The organism is Pseudomonas sp. B21-012, from assembly GCF_024749305.1.
Lineage (GTDB): Bacteria > Pseudomonadota > Gammaproteobacteria > Pseudomonadales > Pseudomonadaceae > Aquipseudomonas.
Genome location: NZ_CP087197.1, coordinates 4,100,691 through 4,120,615 on the forward strand (window position 1 = coordinate 4,100,691; position 19,925 = coordinate 4,120,615).

The window sequence follows — 19,925 nt, forward strand, 5'->3', positions numbered from 1 at the left end:
CCCACAGCCTCAGCGCGGTTTCAGATCCAGGCGCCGCAGGTGGCAGGTCACTTCCTCACGGTCGTGATACAGCTGCTTGCAGCCAATCGAGACCTTGACCTTGCGCGCCTTGAAGCCCTCTTCGATGCGCTCGAGCAGGCGCCGCACTTCGGCGTAACGCTGCTTCATCGGCAGCTTGAGGTTGACCACCGCCTCGCGGCACAAGCCCTCGCCGAGCCAGGTTTCCAGCAAGGCGGCACTGCGCGCCGGCTTCTCGACGATGTCACAGACCATCCAGTCCACGGTCTGCCTGGGCTTGTAGGTAAAGCCGTCGGCCATCAGGTGCTGGACCAGGCCGGTGTCCATCAGGCTCTCAGCCATCGGCCCGTTGTCGATGGCGGTGACCAGCATGCCGCGCTTGACCAGTTGGTAAGTCCAGCCGCCCGGCGCCGCGCCCAGGTCAACCCCGGTCATGTCATCGGACAGGCGCGCATCCCACTGATCGCGAGGGATGAAGTGGTGCCAGGCCTCTTCCAGCTTGAGGGTCGAACGGCTCGGCGCTTCGCGGGGGAACTTCAGGCGCGGAATACCCATCGGCCACATCGCCGAGTTATCCGCCGCCGCCAGGCCGACAAACACCCGCCGGCCGCTGACGAAGGTCAGCAGCAATCGTGGTTTGTGCGCATCCTCAACCAGGCGCCCGGCCTTGCTCAGGGCCTTGCGCAACGGCACTTCGAACTTGCGACAGAAGGTCGACAGCTCTTTGCCATCGTTGGTGTCCATCACCTCCAGCCACAGGCTGCCACACTGCGGGTAATCGGCCAGGGCCTCGAGCAGAACGCTGATGCGGTCGGTTTCCGGCAGCTCGATGAACGCGCCGCGGGCCCATTGCCGGGGGAAGATCAGCTGGGCAAAACGCAGCTCGCGCATCAGTTGCTCGGCACCTTCGGCGTCGTTGCAGATGAACTCGGCGCAGGCGCTCTGCGGCTTGGCCTTGGCATAGCCGGCGACATTCAGGCGCGCGGCGTGCTCGGCGATTTCGGCACAGACTTCGCTCTCGAAACCGGGCCGGCAATGCATAAACAGGGTATTCATCTTCACTCCAGGACGGCTGACGGCCATTACCGCCAACCCTGACCGGGCGCAATACGCAGCGCCGGTAAATCGGCGAATGATAAAGGAAGATCGGAACCTGCGACACTTCCGGCCGGTCCAGTACATGGTCAGGTCCGCCAAACAGGGCTACCCTGACCGTTCAGCCAGGTCCGTGCCGTGCGGACTGTCACAGAGGCGGTGAACCGGCGACAGCAGGGAAGATTGCCGATCACCGGCGCAGAAGGAGTTGGTAATGCCCTCGCTCGATAGCCTGAAAACCCTCAAAACCCTGACGGTCGATGATCGTCTCTACCACTATTACAGCCTGCCCGACGCCGCCCATAGCCTCGGCGACCTGCAGCGCCTGCCGATGTCGCTGAAAGTGCTGCTGGAAAACCTGCTGCGCTGGGAAGACGGCAAGACCGTCACCAGCGGCGACCTTTCGGCGCTGGCCAACTGGCTCAAGGAGCGGCGTTCCGACCGCGAAATCCAGTACCGCCCGGCGCGGGTGCTGATGCAGGACTTTACCGGCGTACCGGCGGTGGTCGACCTCGCCGCCATGCGCGCGGCCATGGCCAAGGCCGGCGGCGACCCGCAGCGGATCAACCCGTTGTCGCCGGTGGACCTGGTCATCGATCACTCGGTGATGGTCGACCGCTACGCCAGCCAGCAGGCCTTTGCCCAGAACGTCGACATCGAAATGCAGCGCAACGGCGAACGCTACGCCTTCCTGCGCTGGGGCCAGAATGCTTTCGACAACTTCAGCGTGGTGCCGCCGGGCACCGGTATCTGCCACCAGGTCAACCTCGAGTACCTGGGGCGCACCGTCTGGACCCGTGAAGAAGACGGGCGCACCTACGCCTTCCCCGACACCCTGGTCGGCACCGACTCGCACACCACCATGATCAACGGCCTGGGCGTGCTCGGCTGGGGTGTCGGCGGTATCGAGGCGGAGGCTGCAATGCTCGGCCAGCCGGTGTCGATGCTGATCCCGGAAGTGATCGGTTTCAAGCTGACCGGCAAGCTGCGCGAAGGCATCACCGCCACCGACCTGGTGCTGACCGTCACGCAGATGCTGCGTAAAAAAGGCGTGGTCGGCAAATTCGTCGAGTTCTACGGCGACGGCCTGGCCGACCTACCCCTGGCTGACCGCGCCACCATCGCCAATATGGCACCGGAGTATGGCGCCACCTGCGGCTTCTTCCCGGTCGACCAGATCACCCTCGATTACCTGCGCCTGTCGGGCCGTCCTGAAGCCACGGTGAAACTGGTCGAGGCTTACTGCAAAGCCCAGGGCCTGTGGCGCCTGCCCGGCCAGGAGCCGGTGTTCACCGACGCCCTGGCCCTGGACATGAACGAAGTCGAAGCGAGCCTGGCCGGGCCCAAGCGCCCGCAAGACCGCGTCGCCCTGGGCAATGTCAGCCAGGCCTTCGATGACTTCATCGGCCTGCAACTCAAGCCCTCGAGCAAGGAAGAAGGTCGCCTTGAAAGCGAAGGCGGTGGCGGCGTGGCGGTGGGCAATGCCGACCAGGCCGGTGAAGTCAGCTATGAATACCAGGGCCAGCAACACCTGCTCAGAAACGGCGCGGTGGTGATCGCGGCGATCACCTCCTGCACCAACACCTCCAACCCCAGCGTGATGATGGCAGCCGGGCTGGTGGCGAAAAAGGCAGTGGAAAAAGGCCTGCAGCGCAAGCCCTGGGTCAAGAGCTCGCTGGCCCCCGGCTCCAAGGTGGTTACCGACTACTACAAGGCCGCCGGCCTGACCCAATACCTCGACGCCTTGGGCTTCGACCTGGTGGGCTATGGCTGCACCACCTGCATCGGCAACTCCGGCCCGCTGGACGACGCCATCGAAAAAGCCATCACCAGCGCCGACCTCACCGTCGCCTCGGTGCTCTCGGGCAACCGCAACTTCGAGGGCCGCGTTCACCCGCTGGTGAAAACCAACTGGCTGGCCTCGCCACCGCTGGTGGTCGCCTATGCCCTGGCCGGCAGCGTGCGCGTGGATATCAGCCGCGAACCGCTGGGCGTCGGCAAGGATGGCCAGCCGGTGTACCTGCGCGACATCTGGCCCAGCCAGAAAGAAATTGCCGACGCCGTGGCCAGCGTCGATACCGCGATGTTCCACAAGGAGTACGCCGAGGTATTTGCCGGCGACGCCCAATGGCAAGCCATCGAAGTACCGCAGGCGGCCACCTATGTCTGGCAGGACGATTCCACCTACATCCAGCATCCGCCGTTCTTTGACGACATTACCGGGCCGCTGCCGGTCATCGAGGATATTCACGGCGCCAGGGTCCTGGCCCTGCTGGGCGATTCGGTGACCACCGACCACATTTCCCCGGCCGGCAACATCAAGGCCGACAGCCCGGCCGGACGTTACCTGCGGGAAAAAGGCGTCGAGCCGCACGACTTCAACTCCTACGGCTCACGCCGGGGCAACCATGAAGTGATGATGCGCGGCACCTTCGCCAATATCCGCATTCGCAACGAGATGCTCGGCGGTGAAGAAGGCGGCAACACTCTCTATGTGCCCAGCGGCGAGAAGATGGCGATCTACGACGCGGCCATGCGCTACCAGGCCGATCGCACGCCACTGGTGGTGATTGCCGGCCAGGAATACGGCACCGGCTCCAGCCGCGACTGGGCCGCCAAGGGCACCAACCTGCTGGGGGTCAAGGCGGTGCTGGCGGAGAGCTTCGAACGCATCCACCGCTCCAACCTGGTGGGCATGGGCGTGTTGCCGTTGCAATTCAAGCCCGGGCAGAACCGCAAGAGCCTGGCCCTGGACGGCCGCGAGCGCATCGACATTCTTGGCCTGAGCCATGCACAGGTGCAGCCGCACATGACCCTGAACCTGAAGATCACCCGCGAGGACGGTCGCCAGGAGCAGATCGAAGTGCTGTGCCGCATCGATACCCTCAATGAAGTGGAGTACTTCAAGGCCGGCGGGATTCTTCATTATGTACTGCGGCAATTGATCGCAGCCTGAAGTAACGGCCCGGTCCCTGTGACCGGGCCTATGCCTGATGGAGCAGACCACGTACGATAAGCAGTAATGGCCAAAGGATGGCCGAGTGGCGTGTCCTCGATTGTAAAAGCGCAGTCGAAGGTTTCACGTTTTGCTTTTCAAAGGATGTCTCATGCTTGCCCCGCAATGGATCGGCCTGGCGCTGCTCGGCCTCGGTTACCTCTTCGCCCTGCTCAAGGGCAACCTCGGCCTGCTGGCCCTGCCCACCCTGATTGCCCTGCTGTGTGCAGGCTTGCTGGTACGCCGCGCAAGCCTCTGGCAAAAGCTGGTCGGCCATGCCCTGTTCGTGCTCCTGGCCTTTGCCCTGGCCCTGCACATGCTGCCCGGTTTCAGCGGCGCCAAGGTCATCGACAAGGTGCGTTTTAGCAGCGAAGCCCTGCCCTTCTCCATGTACCTGAACCTCGACAAGCCGCTGATCGGCTTCTGGCTGCTGCTGGCGTGCCCCTGGGTGCTGGCCCTGAAGAACAAGCGCCCACTGGCGAGCCTGGCCTGGACCTTGCCATTGGTCATCGCGGTCTGCCTGGGCGGCGCCTGGCTGCTGGCAATGATCGCCTGGGCGCCGAAGTGGCCTGAACAGGCGTGGATCTGGGCCATGAACAACCTGCTGCTGGTGTGCCTGACCGAAGAGCTGCTGTTTCGCGGCTACATCCAGGGCGGCCTGCAGCGCCTGCTGAAAAACCAGAACCTGGCCCTGCTGCTGGCCGCCAGCCTGTTCGGCCTGGCCCATCTCGGTGGCGGCTGGCAATGGGTGCTGCTGGCTGGGCTTGCCGGTGTCGGCTACGGCCTGGCGTACCGTTATGGCGGTATTTTCGCCGCAGTACTCTGCCATTTCGGCCTGAACCTGGCGCATTTCGCCGGTTTCAGTTACCCGATGCTGGCGCCGTTGTGAACTTGCGGTCATTAGCTGACTTTTGTGTCAAAAACATGAAAGAATGCAGCTAATTTGTTGAACTTTGCACGAGTGACTTAGCGCAGGTCAGATCAGGACTCATTGATCGAAATCAAGCCCTGCAAATATTCATTCAACAAAACCCCCGGCGTGCCGATACCTCTCGAAAGCCTTGCGGATTGAACAGCTAATGCGTAACAACCAGCCGATTACCCAGCGCGAACGGACTTTCCCAGCTCAGCAACGGTTGATTTCGACCACTGATGCCAAGGGCGTTATCACTTACTGCAACGACGCCTTCGTCGAAATCAGCGGCTTCTCCCGCGAGGAGCTGATGCGCGCACCGCACAACCTGGTCCGCCACCCGGATGTGCCGCCTGCTGTGTTTGCGCATATGTGGACCACGCTCAAGCAAGGCCTGCCATGGATGGGCATCGTCAAGAACCGCTGCAAGTCGGGTGACCATTACTGGGTCAACGCCTATGTTACGCCGGTGTTCGAGAGCAACCAGGTGGTGGGCTTCGAATCGGTGCGGGTCAAGCCCACCGCCGAACAGGTACGCCGCGCCGAAGCGCTGTACCAGCGCATCAACCAGGGCAAGCCGGCCATTCCGCGCCGCGACAAGTGGCTGCCGGTGGTGCAGGACTGGCTGCCGTTCATCCTCATCAGCCAGATCGGCTTCCTGATCGGCAACTGGCTCGGCCATTCCTGGGGCTTTGCCCTGGCAGCCGGCCTTTCGGTGCCGCTCGGCCTGCTTGGCCTGAGCTGGCAGCAACGCGGCCTCAAGCGCCTGCTGCGCCTGGCCGAACAAGCCACTTCCGACCCGCTGATCGCGCAGATGTACACCGACAGCCGCGGCGTGCAGGCGCGCCTGGAAATGGCCATGCTCAGCCAGGATGCGCGGATGAAAACCTGCCTGACCCGCCTGCAGGATACCGCCGAGCACCTCAACGAGCAGGCGCGCCAGTCCGATACCCTGGCCCACAACAGCTCCTCGGGCCTGGAACGCCAGCGCGTGGAAACCGAACAGGTTGCCGCCGCCGTCAACCAGATGGCCGCCACCACCCAGGAAGTGGCCAACCACGTCCAGCGCACGGCCGATGCCACTCAGGAAGCCAATCGCCTGACCGGGCGCGGCCGTGACATCGCCGGGGAAACCCGCGAAGCCATCCAGCGCCTGTCGGCTGCCGTCGGCGAGACCGGCCTGACCGTGACTCAGCTGGCTCGCGACAGCGACGAAATCGGTGGCGTGGTCGATGTGATCAAGGGCATTGCCGACCAGACCAACCTGCTGGCCCTGAACGCCGCCATCGAAGCGGCCCGGGCCGGTGAGATGGGCCGCGGCTTTGCCGTAGTGGCCGACGAAGTGCGCCAGCTGGCGCAACGCACCGCCGAATCCACCGGGCAGATCCACGGCCTGATCGCCAAACTGCAACAGACTGCCAACAGCGCCGTGCAGACCATGGAAAGCGGTCATCGCCAGGCTGAAGAAGGCGTTGCACGGGTAATGGAAGCCGACCAGGCATTGGTCGGCATCAGCGAAGCCGTAGCCAACATCACCGACATGGCCACGCAAATTGCTGCTGCCACTGAAGAGCAGACTGCGGTGGCCGACGAGATCAGCCGCAACATCAGCACCATCGCCCAACTGGCCGACCAGACCTCGGAACAGGCCCAGCACTCGGCGCTGCTCAGCGAAGAACTGACCCGCACCGCCACCAGCCAGTACTCGCTGGTGGAACGCTTCAACCGCTAAGCCCGGCCGCGCATCGCCATTGGCGGTGCGCGGCTCCCCGCCTTACCAGTCGAGCGTCAGCCGGCTTTCAAAGTATCGCTCTGCACCGCTCAACGGGTCATTGAAACGCAGGCTGTGCGCCAGCAGTTTCAGCGGCTTGCTGTAGTCGTCCGGCCCCTGAACGATGTCCGGATAGAACGGATCGTTGCAAATGCTCGCGCCCAGGGCGGTCATGTGCACGCGCAGCTGGTGCGTCTTGCCGGTCACCGGCGACAGCCCGTAGCGCCACAGCTCGCCATTCTTCTCCAGCACCTGGGCGAGGGTTTCGCTGTTGCTTACCCCTTCCACTTCCTGCATGCGGAAGAACGGCTCGCCATTGACCAGGCGACTTTTGTGCACCAGTGGAAAATCACGCTCGGGCAAGGCGCGGGCGATGGCCTGGTAGCGCTTGTCGATCTGCCGGTTGGGAAACAGCGACTGATAGGCCGAACGGCTCTGCGGGTTGGCCGAGAACAGCACCAGCCCGGCGGTGTGCCGGTCGATGCGGTGCAAGGGCACCAGGTGGGGATTGTCCAGGCGGCGGATCAGCCGGCGCAGCAAGGTCTGCTCGACATACTCGCCGGTCGGGGTGACTGGCAGGAAATGCGGCTTGTCGGCAACCACCAGGTGCTCATCGATGTGCAGGATGGCCTCTTCGACCGGGATCGGTTTTTCGTTCGGCACTTCACGAAAGTAGTGAATGCGCAGGCCCGGACGGTAGGCAAGCGCGGCATTGATCGGCGCACCCTGGGCATCGAGCACCCGGCCGCGGGCGATACGATCGAGCCACTGCTCGCGACCGATGGCCTTGAAGTGCTCGCTCAGGCAATCGACCACCGTCGCCCAGTTGCCGGGCGGCAGGCAGACAGTACTGGCTTGATGCTGTGCCGGATCGAAGGGAGGCGTGGCCATGGGAACACTCAGGACGAAAGGACCGGGCATTATCGCCCATGCCCGCCCGCTCAGCCAGCTTCGGTGGCTGCAGCCTCGGTGAACTCCTTGAGCCAGCGCAGCACCTCGACCGCCTCCCAGCGGCCGGGGTCGTAAAGGGCGTACAACAACCCCTGGTAACCGACCACATCCAGCGGCCGGTGGTAACCCGCGCGCTGGAACAGCGCCTCGATCTCGGCGAAGCAGGTATTGAAATGCACTTTATTGAACGGCGTCTTGCCTTCCAGCACCAGGCCGTCAAGGCGCAACTCGAGCACCGCTTCACTCACGACCTCGACAGCCATGCGATTGACGGAGTATTTCAGTTGTTCGACATTGACCATTGATCCGGACCCTCGACGCAAGCGCCATCCCTTTACTGTATTTATATACAGCATATTCAGAGAAGTCGCCTGCGTCAATCAGACGACAGCTGTCAGACCAGACCCGGCAGGTAGCCACTACCGCGGCGAATGGTCAGCACCTGACGGCGTGGCACTTGCGTGCTGAGGCCAAAGTGCACCCACTGGTCGTATTCGAGGATCAACTGATCGAACATCACCTCACTGTCCTTGATTCGCCTGGCCAGTTCGCTCGGCGCCAGCCCGGTCACATTGATATCCACCGCCAGGCCGAGGGTATGCGCACTCCTGGGCGAGCCACCGATTGCCTTGTTGAGGACCTGCGAACGGTAGCCGCTGCTGACTCTAATCGGCCGACCGACCAGGCTGCGAACCTCTTCAAGCACAGTGCACAGTCGTTGCAGGTTACAGATGACCTGCGCTTCGGGGGTATTGTCGATACCACGACGAGCGGCAGTCTCCGAGGTAATCATCTCGGCGAGGGAAAAATGTGCGGACAGCTGCATGGGACCATTCCTTGGCATTGTGTATTCGCCAGGGATTGTCCTCGCACCCTTGAATCAACGCACGACAGGAAGCCGCTCCCCGCGCCCCCTGCTTTACTGCAAGAAGGTCACCACCTGTTCAGGGTCAAACGGCCAGTTCAACTCTGCACCGGTATCACATCTACGCAGCACCGGAATGAGCAGGCCATAGGTGTCGATCATCCCCTCGTGCTCGGCGATATCGACCAGTTCGACCATCAGGCCATGCTCGACAAACGGCATCAGCAGCGCCTCGGCCACTTCGCACAGGTGACAACCCAAGGTGCCGAACAATTGGCATTCAGGAGGCATTTATGGGTACCAGCATCTGTAGGAACGGATCATTATTCTAGGTCTGCAATCGGGGCCAGTCGAGCGCCGCCCCTGAAGCCGGCCAACGGCAATGAAGTGCTGATGTACATCAACGGCCAAATCGCGCAAGTCGTTCAGACTTAATGGTTTTTCCGCTGTTTTCGCAAGGGAGTGTTTTGTGTTTGCCAACCTGTTGATCATCCTGGCCTCATCGCTGGTCGTCATCGCGTTCTTCCGGCGCCTGAAGTTGCCACCGGTACTTGGCTATTTGTGTGTCGGCCTGTTCGTCGGCCCTACCGCCCTGGACTGGGTCAACGAAAGCGAAGAGCTGCCGGACCTGGCTGAAATGGGTGTGGTGTTTTTGCTGTTTTCCCTGGGACTGGAATTTTCCCTGTCGAAAATGCTCGCCTTGCGCAAGGTGGTGTTTGGCCTCGGCAGCCTGCAGGTGATCTGCACCAGCATCCTCCTCGCCGGCCTGCTGGTGCTGCTCGGTATGCAACCCAACGTCGCCCTGATGCTCGGCGCAGGCCTGGCGCTGTCGTCGACGGCGATCGTCAGCAAGGAGCTGACCAGCCTTGGCGAAATCTTCAGCAGCCATGGCCAGAATGCCATCGGCGTGCTGCTGTTCCAGGACGTGGTGGCGGTGCTGCTGCTGACCCTGGTCCCGGTGTTTGCCGGTCAAGGCGGCCAGGCCTGGTACTGGGCTTTGCCGCTGACCCTGGGCAAGACCGTGATCCTCTTCTTCGGCCTGCTGCTGGCCAGCCGCTGGCTGCTGCCGCGGCTGTTCCATGAGGTGGCCAGCTCGCACTCAGCTGAGCTGTTCGTCTTGCTGGCGCTGGTGATCGTGCTGTTGACCGCCTGGCTGACCCACCTGCTGGGGTTGTCCCCGGCCCTGGGCGCGTTTCTCGCTGGCATGTTGCTGGGTGAAAGCAATTATCGCCATCAGATCGAAGCCGATATCCGCCCGTTCCGCGACATTTTGCTCGGGCTGTTCTTCGTCAGTATCGGCATGCTCATCGACCTGCAGTTGTTCGCCAGCCACGGCTGGCAGCTGCTTGCCCTGACCCTCGCCCTGCTGCTGATCAAAGGTGTGGTGGTGGCCGCCCTGGTGCGCTTGCGCGGCAGTGATGCCGAGACCGCCTGGCGCAGCGGCCTGGCCCTGGCCCAGGGTGGCGAGTTCTGTTTCGCCCTGATGGCGCAGATGCAACAGACCCGCCTGCTGCCAGAAGAGCTGGGCAACCTGCTGCTGGCCGCGACCTTCTGCTCGATGCTGGTCACCCCGCTACTGCTGCGCGCAGCGCCGAGCATCGCCGCCCGCCTGCACCGCAAGCCCAACCAGGAGATCCACCTGGAAGAGATCGAAGCGCAAAGCGCGGCAATGAATGGCCACGTGCTGATCTGCGGCTACGGCCGCGTCGGCCAATCGATCGGGCGCTTCCTGCGGCGCGAGAACATCGCCTTCATTGCCCTGGATGACGACCCGGTGCGCGTTCAGGAAGCTGCCGCCGGGGAAAACTGCGTGCATTACGGCGACTCGCGGCGCGGCGAACTGCTCACCGCCATCGGCCTTGAACGCGCGCGCCTGCTGGTGATTGCCGTGGACAAGACCGACATTGCCCTGAGCGTGTTGAAAGCCGCCCGCGAGCGGCACGCCCAGGTGCAGATCCTGGTGCGAACCCGTGATGACAGCCAGCGTGAAGAACTGCGCGCCGCCGGCGCCACGGCGGTGGTCCCGGAGCTGCTTGAATCCAGCCTGATGCTGGCCTCCCACGCCCTGGTCATGCTCGGCCTGCCGCAAGAGCAGGTGCAGCAGCGTGTCGATGAAGTACGCAAGACCCGCTACCGCTTGCTGCATGCCTTCTACCATGGCGCCCAGACCAGCCCGGTCGACAGCGAGGGCCTGCCCAAGGCGATGATGCACGCAGTCAACCTCGGCGCCGAAGCCTACGCCTGCGGCCGTCCCTTGAGCGAGCTGGGCCTGGAGCAACTGGGCGTTGAGTTGCAGGCGGTGCAGCGCCAGGGCGAGGAGCTGAATGTCGACACCGGCACCTGCCTGCACGCCGGCGATGCCGTATTGGTCAGCGGCCCATTGAGCGCGGTAGAAGCCTGCGAGGCGCGCTTGCTCGCCGGGCGCTGAGCCGTTCAGTCCTGACTGGTGGCGCCGATCTTGTGAATCGACAGGTCGGCGCCGTAGTACTCCTGCTCCTGACTCAGGCGCAAGCCGTGCAGCAACTTGATGCTGCCATATACGGCAAAGCCACCGAGCAACGCCACCAGCACCCCGGCCAGGCTGCCGATCAGCTGGCTGGCCAGGCTCACCCCACCCAAACCACCCAGCGCGCTCTGACCGAAGACTCCACAGGCGATCCCGCCCCATACCCCGCACAAACCATGCAGCGGCCACACGCCCAGTACGTCGTCGATCTTCCAGGTGTTCTGCGCGGCAATAAAACACCAGACAAACAAGGCCCCGGCAATCGCCCCGGTGGCCAGCGCCCCCACCGGGTGCATCAGGTCAGAACCTGCGCACACCGCTACCAGCCCGGCCAGCGGGCCGTTGTGCAGGAAGCCCGGGTCGTTACGCCCGACCAGCAAGGCGGCGACAGTACCGCCGACCATGGCCATCAAGGAATTGACCGCCACCAGGCCACTAACCCCTTGCAGGGTTTGCGCGCTCATGACGTTGAAGCCGAACCAGCCGACAATCAGAATCCACGAACCCAGGGCAAGAAACGGAATATTCGACGGCGCAAAGGCCACCAGCTTGCCGTCGCGATAGCGGCCGTTGCGCGGCCCCAGCAACAATACCGCCGCCAGCGCCAGCCAGCCGCCCATGGCATGCACCACCACGGAGCCGGCAAAGTCATGAAAGCCTGCGCCAAAGCGTGCCGTCAGCCAGGCTTGCAGGCCGAAGTTGCCATTCCAGACGATGCCTTCGAAAAACGGATAGACGAAGGCAACGATCAGCACCGTGGCGCACAATTGCGGGGCAAAGCGCGCCCGCTCGGCAATGCCACCGGAGATAATCGCCGGAATGGCTGCGGCAAAGGTCAACAGGAAGAAGAACTTCACCAGGCTATAGCCATGCTCCTGGCTCAATACCTGGGCCGGCTGGAGAAAACTCACGCCATAGGAGATCCAGTAGCCGACAAAAAAGTACGCCAGGGTCGAGACGGCAAAGTCGCTGAGAATCTTCGACAAGGCATTGACCTGGTTCTTGTGCCGCACCGTGCCCACCTCGAGGAAGGCGAAGCCTGCGTGCATGGCCAGGACCATCACCGCCCCCAGCAGGATGAACAGCGTGTTGGAACCGTGGACCAGGGTGTCCACCGCGCTTTGCAAATTTTCCATGGAGTCGGCAGGCCTGCAAAAAAAGCACCAAGACAGCCCAGAAGTACTCCTTGGTGCACCAGCCTGGATCGTTGTGACGGCCACCTCCCTGGCCGATCCGGGTGATACGGGAGTTTTTCCTTGGGTTTGTCGTGGATTGGGTTAAGGTTTACAGGTCCGGTAAGGGCCCGCGCCCACAATCGGCGCGGGCACCGGTCCTGGCGCACCAAGGCAAAGCAAAAGCTGTACCAGCCAATTGCACTTGAACCTTCGCCCGCGCCCACGACTCGAAATAGCCACACACACTGTTAGGGAGAGCCCCATGGCCAGCAAATCGGCAAAGACTGCTCAAGACATATTGATGGCTGACTTCCAGGCCCTGGTACGCGATACCGAGAAGCTGCTGGAACACACTGCAACCCTGGCCGGCGATCAGGCCGACGACCTGCGCGAGCAGATCCACGACAGCCTGCTGCGCGCCCGGGAAACCCTGCAACTGACCCAGGACTCGGTCCGCGAGCGCGGCCAGGCGGCCCTGAGCGCCACCGAAGACTACGTGCAGAGCAACCCCTGGCAGTCGATCGGCATTGCCGCCGGCGTAGGGTTTCTGATCGGCCTGTTGGCCACCCGCCGCTGAGGACCGAGCATGGAAAGCGAACCACTGGCCGGTGCCGGCCCCTCCAGCAAGCGCCTGGGCGCGGCAGTACTGGGCCTGTTGCATGGGCATGTCGAATTGTTCGGCATCGAGCTGCAGGAGCAGAAAGCCCGAACCCTGAGCCTGCTGCTGTTCGCCGGGCTGGCCCTGGTGTTTGCCCTGCTGCTGTTGACCGCCCTCTCCGGCCTGGTGCTGGTGATGCTCTGGGACAGCTACCGCCTGGCCGGCATCATCGGCCTGTGCGTGTTTTACGGGCTTGCCGCAGTGTTTTGCGGCCTGCGCCTGAAGGCAGCGGTGTTCGATGAATCGTCGCCGTTCAGCTCGACCCTCGAAGAACTTGCCAAGGACCGGGAGCGCCTGTTGCCATGAGCCTGCCAGAACTGCCGCAAACCACCAACCGCCGCGAATTGCGCAAGGCCCTGGTACGCCTGCGCCTGGAGATGCACCGCCAGGAAATTCGCCACGAATCCGGGCAACTGCTCAACCCCCTGACCCGCTTGCGCGCCATGGGCGACTCGCTGCAAGGCGGCCTGGGCATCAAGCACGCGCCGCTGTGGGGTATTGGCGCCGTGGTGCTGCTGGGCTTCCTGACCGGCAAAGGCGCCCGCAGCGGCAGCGTCAGCCGCCTGGTGCGCCTGGGGACCAGCTTGATTCCATTGTTGAAACTGGCCATGCAAGGGGCTGGTAGCAAGCGTTAAAAAGCAAGAGCGAAGTGCATTGCGATCTTGACCTTGATCTTGATCTGCTTTTGATCTTGATCTGCTTTTGATCTTGATCCACCGGCCCCGTTAACCAGAAGGGCCGAGTGCAGGTGTTGCGAAGGGGCGAGTGCGCAGCACCTTCGGCGTGAGCCGAAGTTGCGAAACGTAGAGTTGCTTGCAACTCGAAGTTCGCAATGCCCCGTAGCGACACCGGAGCGAGGGAACCCGAAGCGCAGCGCAGGGCCCACTGGTGGGGCGAGAATTTTTGCTTACTTTTTTTTCGACTGAAAAAAGTAAGCCGCCGTAAGGGCGGAAGGGGCCCGCAGATCCCCCACCCCAAACGGATAAGCCCACCAAGCCACTTGCACCCCCAGCGCCAAACCCCGAAGCTACCCCCCTGCCCCCCGCACCGGAGAAATGGCCTTGGATTGGCACACCCTGCTCACCCGCGAACGCCTCGGCAAACCCCTGCACAGCCCCGAAGAACTCGGCCGCAGCCCGTTCCACAAAGACCACGACCGGATCATCTTCTCTGGCGCCTTCCGCCGCCTGGGGCGCAAAACCCAGGTTCATCCGGTGTCCAGCAACGACCACATCCACACCCGCCTGACCCACTCCCTGGAAGTCAGCTGCGTCGGCCGCTCATTGGGCATGCGCGTCGGCGAAACCCTGCGCGCCAGCCTGCCGCAATGGTGCGAACCCAGCGACCTGGGCATGGTCGTGCAGTCCGCCTGCCTGGCCCATGACATCGGCAACCCGCCGTTCGGCCACTCCGGCGAAGACGCCATCCGCCACTGGTTCCAGCAGGCCGCCGGGCGTGGCTGGCTCGACGCCATGAGCGAGGCCGAACGCGCCGACTTCCTCAACTTCGAAGGCAACGCCCAGGGCTTTCGCGTGCTTACCCAGCTCGAATACCACCAGTTCGACGGCGGCACCCGGCTGACCTATGCCACCCTCGGCACCTACCTAAAGTACCCCTGGACCGCCCGCCATGCCGACGCCCTGGGCTACAAGAAGCACAAGTTCGGCTGTTACCAGAGCGAACTGGCGCTGCTTGAACAGATCGCCCGCAAGCTCGGTCTGCCGCAGCTTGAAGAGCAACGCTGGGCGCGTCATCCGCTGGTGTACCTGATGGAGGCTGCAGATGACATCTGCTATGCGCTGATCGACCTCGAGGACGGCCTGGAAATGGACCTGCTCGACTATGCCGAGGTCGAGTCGCTGTTGCTCAGCCTGGTGGGCGACGACCTGCCGGAAACCTATCGCCAGCTGGGCCCCGACGATTCGCGCCGACGCAAGCTGGCGATCCTGCGTGGCAAGGCCATCGAACATCTGACCAACGCCGCCGCACGCGCCTTTGTCGAGCAACAGGACGCCCTGCTGGCCGGCACCCTCGGCGGCGATCTGGTCGAACACATGCACGGCCCGGCCAAACGCTGCGTGCTGCAGGCCAAGGACATTGCGCGCAAGAAAATCTTCCAGGATAAACGCAAGACCCTGCACGAAATTGGCGCCTACACCACCCTGGAGATTTTGCTCAACTCGTTCTGTGGGGCGGCCCTTGAGCAACATGGCGGACGCACGCCGTCGTTCAAGAGCCGGCGCATCCTCGACCTGCTCGGCAAGAACGCACCCGACCCTGACGCCTCGCTGCACAGCTCGTTCCTGCGCATGATCGACTTCATCGCCGGGATGACCGACAGCTATGCCAGCGAAATGGCCCGCGAAATGACCGGCCGCTCAAGCCCGACCTGATCGCGACCACAGCGTACTGCCCTGCATTCGGGCAGTACGATTTCGCCGATAAGATGTGAGAAACCACCTACACACTGCAAACAACAATAAACTTACCTTATCCTTCGCAACATCAACTTACTATCAACACTATTGACACTGCCACCATACAGAAACCCCTGTAATCCTACATTTCAAAACCAGTAGGACTTTTCCTATATATCATTTAACTCCCCTTGAGTTCATGTGCGACCTGTTCTATCTGCGCTAAGGTGCCGTTTCTCCCTCTGGCACCTTTATGGAAACTTCACCATGTACTCTGTATTCATCGTCGACGATCACCCGGTCATCCGCCTGGCGGTGCGCATGCTTCTGGAGAATGAGGGCTATCGCGTCGTCGGCGAATCGGACAACGGCGTAGACGCCATGCAAATGGTCCGCGAATGCCTGCCGGACCTGATCATCCTCGACATCAGCATCCCCCGGCTCGATGGGCTGGAAGTGCTCTCACGCTTTCACGCCATGGGCATCCCGCTGAAAATCCTGATATTGACCGCACAATCGCCGGCACTCTTTGCCATTCGCTGCATGCACTCCGGTGCTGCCGGCTATGTGTGCAAACAAGAAGATCTCAGTGAACTGCTCAGTGCGATAAAAGCGGTGCTTTCCGGTTATAACTACTTCCCCAGCCAAGCGATCAATCCGCCACGCAAACACGAAGATTGCGCCTCGGAACTGGACCTTTTCAAACAGGTCAATGACCGCGAGTTAATGGTGCTGCAACTATTTGCCCAAGGCCGAAGCAATAAGGAAATTGCCCAGGGCATGTTTCTCAGCAACAAAACTGTCAGCACCTACAAGAAACGGCTGATGCAAAAGCTCAAGGCCAGCTCGCTGGTCGAACTGATTGAAATGGCCAAACGCAATGCACTGGTGTGAGGCCACTCATGCTTAGGCAGCGCCTGACCCTGTTGTTGTGCGGCGTATTGGCCTGCCTGAGCCATGTCACGCAGGCAGACGAAGTCGCCGCCAGCCCGTTCACCCTGTTCAGCCGGGCCGGGCCGATTGCCATGCAACTGTCGCTGACCCCGGCCCAGCGCCTGTGGATCAAGGGCAAGGGCCAGCTGGTACTGGGCACTTCGGCGCCGGACTACCCGCCGTTCGACATGACCGCCAGCGGCCGGGACTACGAAGGCCTGACCGCCGATTTCGCCGGGTTGATTGGCTCAGCCCTGGACCTGCCCATCCAGGTAAAGCGCTTCGCCACCCGCCAGGATGCGGTCAAGGCCCTGGCCCAAGGGCAGATCGACCTGCTGGGCAGCACCAACGGCTACGAGGCGGCAACTCCCGGCATTGCCCTGTCCAAGCCCTACGCGGTCGACCAGCCGGTGCTGGTCACCCGCGAGAACGAGGCGCGCCCGCTCGACATGGGCCTGGCCGGCCTGCGCCTGAGCATGGTCTATCACTACCTGCCGATGGACGAGGTACTGGCCAGTTATCCGGACGCCACCATCCAGTCCTACCCCTCCTACCAGAACGCCCTCAACGCCGTGGCCTTCGATCAGGCCGATGTGTTTCTCGGTGACACCATCTCGACCCATTACCTGATCAACCAGGGCCATTTGCAGAACATCAAGATGGCCAATTTCGGCAAGCACGAACCGGTCGGTTTCAGCTTTGCCGTGCAGCGCAGCAACCAGCCTTTGCTGGAACTGATCAACGCCACCCTCGACAGCGTCTCCAGCAGCACCCGCGAAAGCATCTTCAAACGCTGGAGCGCCGGCAGCGACGTGCTGCTCACCGACCGCAAGCTGCAGCTGTCGCAACGCGAAGAGCGCTGGCTCAGCGGCCACCCGGTGGTGCGCGTGGTGGTCAACGAAACCGCCGCGCCGCTGACTTTTTTTGACAGCGCCGGCAATTTTCGCGGCATCGCCGCCGATCTGCTGGAGCTGATCCGCCTGCGCACCGGGTTGCGTTTCGAGGTACAACGGGCCAGCGGCATCAGTGACATGATCGACCGCCTCAACCATGACCAGGCCGATGTCATTGCGGCAATTTCCCCCAGCCCGCGGCGCGCGGGCACCCTGGCGATCAGCCGCCCCTACCTGGAAAACTCCTACGTCCTACTGACACGCAAAGGCAGCGACCAGCCGGACTCGCTGGAGCAGATGAACGGCCGGCGCCTGGCCCTGACCCGCGACAGCCCGCTGTTCGAAGACTTGCGCCAGCGTTTTCCCGGCATCCAGCTGATCGAAACGGAAAGCACCTTCTTCTCAACCTCACTGCTGGCCAGCGGGCATGTCGATGCGGCCATCACCGCGCTGATCAACGCCAACTTCAGCCTGGCCTCCCAGCGCGACCTGACGATCCGCGCCTCGGTCGGCGCCGAGCCTGCGACCTTCGCCATGGCCACGGCGCGAGGCGCCCAGGAGCTGGCGTCAATCCTCGACAAGGCGTTGCTGAGCATCGCCCCGGAAGAGCTGGGCATCATCAACAGCCGCTGGCGTGGCTACAGTACCGAAACCGACGCCTATTGGCAGAAGTACCAGCGCCTGATCCTCCAGGTTGTACTGGGTACCAGCCTGCTGTTGCTGCTGTCGCTGGCCTGGAACGCCTGGATGCGCCGCCAGATCAAGCAGCGCGAGGCCGCCGAGCGCGCCCTCAACGACCAGCTCGAGTTCATGCGCGCACTGCTCAACGGTACCCCCCACCCGATGTACGTTCGCGATCGTGCCGGGTTGCTGCAAAGCTGCAACGACAGTTACCTGGAAGCGGTGCAGGCGCGCCTTGAGGACGTCCTCGGCAAGCGCATCCAGGACAGCACCCTGGGCGACAGCTGCTATGCCAGCCAGATCCAGGCCGATTACCAGAAGGTCATGCGCGAAGGCATTCCGCTGATCGTTGACCGGCCCCTGCTGCTCAGGGAACGGGAACTGACCATCTATCACTGGATCCTGCCTTACCGCGACTCGCTTGGCGAAGTACAGGGCATCATTGGCGGCTGGATCGACATCAGCGAGCGCCGCCAGCTGATCCAGGACCTGCGCCTGGCCAAGCAACGCGCCGACGATGCCAATCGCGCCAAAAGCGTGTTCCTGGCGACCATCAGCCACGAAATCCGCACGCCGATGAACGCCATCATCGGCATGCTCGAACTGACCCTCAAACGGGGCGACCAGGGGCATATCGACCGACCGGCCATCGAAGTGGCCTACAACTCGGCGAGAGAACTGCTGGCCTTGATCGGCGACATTCTCGACATGGCCCGTATCGAGTCCGGCCACCTGAGCCTGGCACCAGAGCCCGTTAACCTGGCCGAGCTGGTCGAGTCGGTCGGGCGCGTGTTCGATGGCGTGGCCCGCCAGAAAGACCTGCGCCTGAACCTGGACATCGCCACGCAAGCACGCTGCGAAGTATTGCTCGACCCGCTGCGGTTCAAGCAGATTCTTTCCAACCTGGTCAGCAATGCGATCAAGTTCACCGAACAGGGTCAGGTCACTGTGCACCTGGTTCTGGAGCCCGGCCCGCAAGCGGATCACCCGACCCTGAAGATAACGGTCGAGGACAGCGGCATCGGCATTCGCCCGCAAGACCAGCAGCGCCTGTTCCTGCCCTTCGCCCAGGCCGATCCGGACAGCAACCTGGCCCGCAGCGGCACCGGCCTGGGCCTGGCCATCAGCCGCGACCTGTGCCAGTCGATGGGCGGCAACCTGAGCTTGCACAGCGTGTTCGGCCAGGGCACCCGTGCGTGCATCAGCATGCCCCTGACCCTGCTGGCTGAAACGGCCAAGCCGGACTCCCCCGTAGCGGTGCCCTGTGCGGTGCTGCCAGCGCTGCGGATCCTGGTGATCGATGACCATCCGGCAAACCTGCTGCTGATCGCCCAGCAGTTGAACTTTCTCGGGCTCGAACACGCCAGTGCCGACAATGGTTTCAGCGGCCTCAACGCCTGGCGTCAGGCGCACTTCGATGTGGTAATCGTCGACTGCAACATGCCGCAAATGAACGGCTACCAGTTCACCCAGGCGTTGCGCGACCACGAGCGACAGTACCAATGGTCACCCTGCACCATTCTCGGCTACACCGCCAATGCCCAGCCGGAAGTGCGCGAACGTTGTCGCCAGGTCGGCATGGATGATTGTTTGCTCAAGCCTATCAGCCTCAACGCCTTGGGCCAGCGCCTGGCCCGGGCGCCACTGATGAGCGCCCGGCCGGCGCCGCCTGCGCAGTTGCCGTTCGATCTGCAAGGGCTGGAGCCTGTGGTCGGCAACAGCATCAACGACCTGCGCCAGTTGCTTGAAGAACTGCTGCGCAGCTTCAAGCGCGACGGCGCCCAACTCAAGGCGCTCGACCCTGGCCGCGATGTAGCGCAAATGATGAGCCAGGCGCACAAGATTCTCGGCCCGGCGCGGATCATTCAGGCCAACGGCCTGATCCACGCCTGCGAACAGCTCGAGGCCGATTGCCAGGCCAACCTGGCGCCGGCCATGCTGGAGCGTCGGCAACGGCAGATCCTGCACATCCTCTCGGTGCTTGAGCAGGCATTACAAGGGTATTTGCACGAACACTTGCCGGAGCAGCGCTGTTCCAGCGGCACCACCTGAAC

At 62.8% G+C, this 19,925-nt stretch carries 16 protein-coding genes; 10 read left to right on the forward strand and 6 right to left on the reverse strand.

The features are described 5' to 3' along the window. Nucleotides 1-9 precede the first annotated feature (9 nt). Nucleotides 10-1,074: a 23S rRNA (cytidine(2498)-2'-O)-methyltransferase RlmM gene (gene rlmM / locus LOY37_RS18645; RefSeq protein ID WP_045194959.1), complete on the reverse strand. Its 1,065-nt coding sequence runs from the start codon at nt 1,072-1,074 to the stop codon at nt 10-12. A 253-nt stretch (nt 1,075-1,327) separates the two neighbouring features. Between rlmM and acnA the strand changes: the two genes are divergently transcribed. From acnA to LOY37_RS18660, 3 genes are all read left to right on the forward strand, one after another. Then, nucleotides 1,328-4,069: an aconitate hydratase AcnA gene (gene acnA, locus LOY37_RS18650; protein ID WP_258715491.1), complete on the forward strand. Its 2,742-nt coding sequence runs from the start codon at nt 1,328-1,330 to the stop codon at nt 4,067-4,069. 151 nt (nt 4,070-4,220) lie between these two features. Then, the gene (locus tag LOY37_RS18655) at nt 4,221-4,997 is read left to right on the forward strand and encodes a CPBP family intramembrane glutamic endopeptidase (protein WP_258715492.1); all 777 of its coding nucleotides are present in this window, start codon (nt 4,221-4,223) and stop codon (nt 4,995-4,997) included. A 190-nt stretch (nt 4,998-5,187) separates the two neighbouring features. Beyond that, a complete protein-coding gene (locus tag LOY37_RS18660) occupies nt 5,188-6,753 on the forward strand; it encodes a PAS domain-containing methyl-accepting chemotaxis protein (RefSeq protein WP_045194965.1) in 1,566 nt (521 codons plus the stop codon). A gap of 42 nt (nt 6,754-6,795) precedes the next feature. On the opposite strand, the gene LOY37_RS18665 is transcribed toward LOY37_RS18660, so the two are convergent. The 4 genes from LOY37_RS18665 to LOY37_RS18680 form a co-directional block, all read right to left on the reverse strand. After that, a complete protein-coding gene (locus LOY37_RS18665) occupies nt 6,796-7,683 on the reverse strand; it encodes a pseudouridine synthase (RefSeq protein ID WP_093380723.1) in 888 nt (295 codons plus the stop codon). Between the two features lie 50 nt (nt 7,684-7,733). After that, entirely contained in the window at nt 7,734-8,045 is a 312-nt protein-coding gene (locus LOY37_RS18670) for a hypothetical protein (RefSeq protein WP_045194969.1), read from the reverse strand. A gap of 92 nt (nt 8,046-8,137) precedes the next feature. Next, nucleotides 8,138-8,569: a D-Ala-D-Ala carboxypeptidase family metallohydrolase gene (locus tag LOY37_RS18675; protein WP_258715493.1), complete on the reverse strand. Its 432-nt coding sequence runs from the start codon at nt 8,567-8,569 to the stop codon at nt 8,138-8,140. Nucleotides 8,570-8,662: 93 nt separating this feature from the next. Beyond that, nucleotides 8,663-8,899, reverse strand: a complete 237-nt coding sequence (locus LOY37_RS18680; RefSeq protein WP_123565427.1) for a glutaredoxin family protein — start codon at nt 8,897-8,899, stop codon at nt 8,663-8,665. A gap of 178 nt (nt 8,900-9,077) precedes the next feature. On the opposite strand from LOY37_RS18680, the gene LOY37_RS18685 reads away from it, so the two are divergent. Beyond that, on the forward strand, nt 9,078-11,036 hold the full coding sequence (locus LOY37_RS18685) for a monovalent cation:proton antiporter family protein (RefSeq protein ID WP_093380714.1): 1,959 nt from the start codon (nt 9,078-9,080) through the stop codon (nt 11,034-11,036). 5 nt (nt 11,037-11,041) lie between these two features. Here the strand turns inward: LOY37_RS18685 and LOY37_RS18690 are convergent, their stop codons facing one another. Next, the gene (locus LOY37_RS18690) at nt 11,042-12,250 is read right to left on the reverse strand and encodes an ammonium transporter (protein ID WP_195884697.1); all 1,209 of its coding nucleotides are present in this window, start codon (nt 12,248-12,250) and stop codon (nt 11,042-11,044) included. Nucleotides 12,251-12,551: 301 nt separating this feature from the next. Between LOY37_RS18690 and LOY37_RS18695 the strand changes: the two genes are divergently transcribed. From LOY37_RS18695 to LOY37_RS18720, 6 genes are all read left to right on the forward strand, one after another. Beyond that, nucleotides 12,552-12,866 (forward strand): YqjD family protein, encoded by a 315-nt coding sequence (locus LOY37_RS18695; RefSeq protein ID WP_045194981.1) that lies wholly within the window; start codon nt 12,552-12,554, stop codon nt 12,864-12,866. Between the two features lie 9 nt (nt 12,867-12,875). Beyond that, nucleotides 12,876-13,253 carry a phage holin family protein gene (locus tag LOY37_RS18700; protein ID WP_045194982.1) on the forward strand — a complete coding sequence of 126 codons (378 nt, stop codon included), beginning with the start codon at nt 12,876-12,878 and terminating at the stop codon, nt 13,251-13,253. After that, a complete protein-coding gene (locus LOY37_RS18705) occupies nt 13,250-13,582 on the forward strand; it encodes a hypothetical protein (RefSeq protein WP_045194984.1) in 333 nt (110 codons plus the stop codon). The genes LOY37_RS18700 and LOY37_RS18705 overlap by 4 nt, the downstream gene beginning before the upstream one ends. Before the next feature lie 426 nt (nt 13,583-14,008). Next, on the forward strand, nt 14,009-15,340 hold the full coding sequence (locus LOY37_RS18710; RefSeq protein WP_093387412.1) for a deoxyguanosinetriphosphate triphosphohydrolase: 1,332 nt from the start codon (nt 14,009-14,011) through the stop codon (nt 15,338-15,340). A 291-nt stretch (nt 15,341-15,631) separates the two neighbouring features. Further along, a complete protein-coding gene (locus LOY37_RS18715) occupies nt 15,632-16,258 on the forward strand; it encodes a response regulator transcription factor (RefSeq protein ID WP_045194987.1) in 627 nt (208 codons plus the stop codon). An 8-nt stretch (nt 16,259-16,266) separates the two neighbouring features. Next, nucleotides 16,267-19,923, forward strand: coding sequence for a transporter substrate-binding domain-containing protein (locus LOY37_RS18720; RefSeq protein ID WP_258715494.1), 3,657 nt, complete (start codon nt 16,267-16,269; stop codon nt 19,921-19,923). Nucleotides 19,924-19,925 lie beyond the last annotated feature (2 nt).

Excerpts from the sequence above, each read along its gene's own strand:
- rlmM (WP_045194959.1), bottom strand. The coding sequence starts at position 1,074 with ATGAATACCCTGTTTATGCATTGCCGGCCCGGTTTCGAGAGCGAAGTC.
- acnA (WP_258715491.1), top strand. The coding sequence starts at position 1,328 with ATGCCCTCGCTCGATAGCCTGAAAACCCTCAAAACCCTGACGGTCGAT.
- LOY37_RS18655 (WP_258715492.1), top strand. The coding sequence starts at position 4,221 with ATGCTTGCCCCGCAATGGATCGGCCTGGCGCTGCTCGGCCTCGGTTAC.
- LOY37_RS18660 (WP_045194965.1), top strand. The coding sequence starts at position 5,188 with ATGCGTAACAACCAGCCGATTACCCAGCGCGAACGGACTTTCCCAGCT.
- LOY37_RS18665 (WP_093380723.1), bottom strand. The coding sequence starts at position 7,683 with ATGGCCACGCCTCCCTTCGATCCGGCACAGCATCAAGCCAGTACTGTC.
- LOY37_RS18670 (WP_045194969.1), bottom strand. The coding sequence starts at position 8,045 with ATGGTCAATGTCGAACAACTGAAATACTCCGTCAATCGCATGGCTGTC.
- LOY37_RS18675 (WP_258715493.1), bottom strand. The coding sequence starts at position 8,569 with ATGCAGCTGTCCGCACATTTTTCCCTCGCCGAGATGATTACCTCGGAG.
- LOY37_RS18680 (WP_123565427.1), bottom strand. The coding sequence starts at position 8,899 with ATGCCTCCTGAATGCCAATTGTTCGGCACCTTGGGTTGTCACCTGTGC.
- LOY37_RS18690 (WP_195884697.1), bottom strand. The coding sequence starts at position 12,250 with ATGGAAAATTTGCAAAGCGCGGTGGACACCCTGGTCCACGGTTCCAAC.
- LOY37_RS18695 (WP_045194981.1), top strand. The coding sequence starts at position 12,552 with ATGGCCAGCAAATCGGCAAAGACTGCTCAAGACATATTGATGGCTGAC.
- LOY37_RS18700 (WP_045194982.1), top strand. The coding sequence starts at position 12,876 with ATGGAAAGCGAACCACTGGCCGGTGCCGGCCCCTCCAGCAAGCGCCTG.
- LOY37_RS18705 (WP_045194984.1), top strand. The coding sequence starts at position 13,250 with ATGAGCCTGCCAGAACTGCCGCAAACCACCAACCGCCGCGAATTGCGC.
- LOY37_RS18715 (WP_045194987.1), top strand. The coding sequence starts at position 15,632 with ATGTACTCTGTATTCATCGTCGACGATCACCCGGTCATCCGCCTGGCG.
- LOY37_RS18720 (WP_258715494.1), top strand. The coding sequence starts at position 16,267 with ATGCTTAGGCAGCGCCTGACCCTGTTGTTGTGCGGCGTATTGGCCTGC.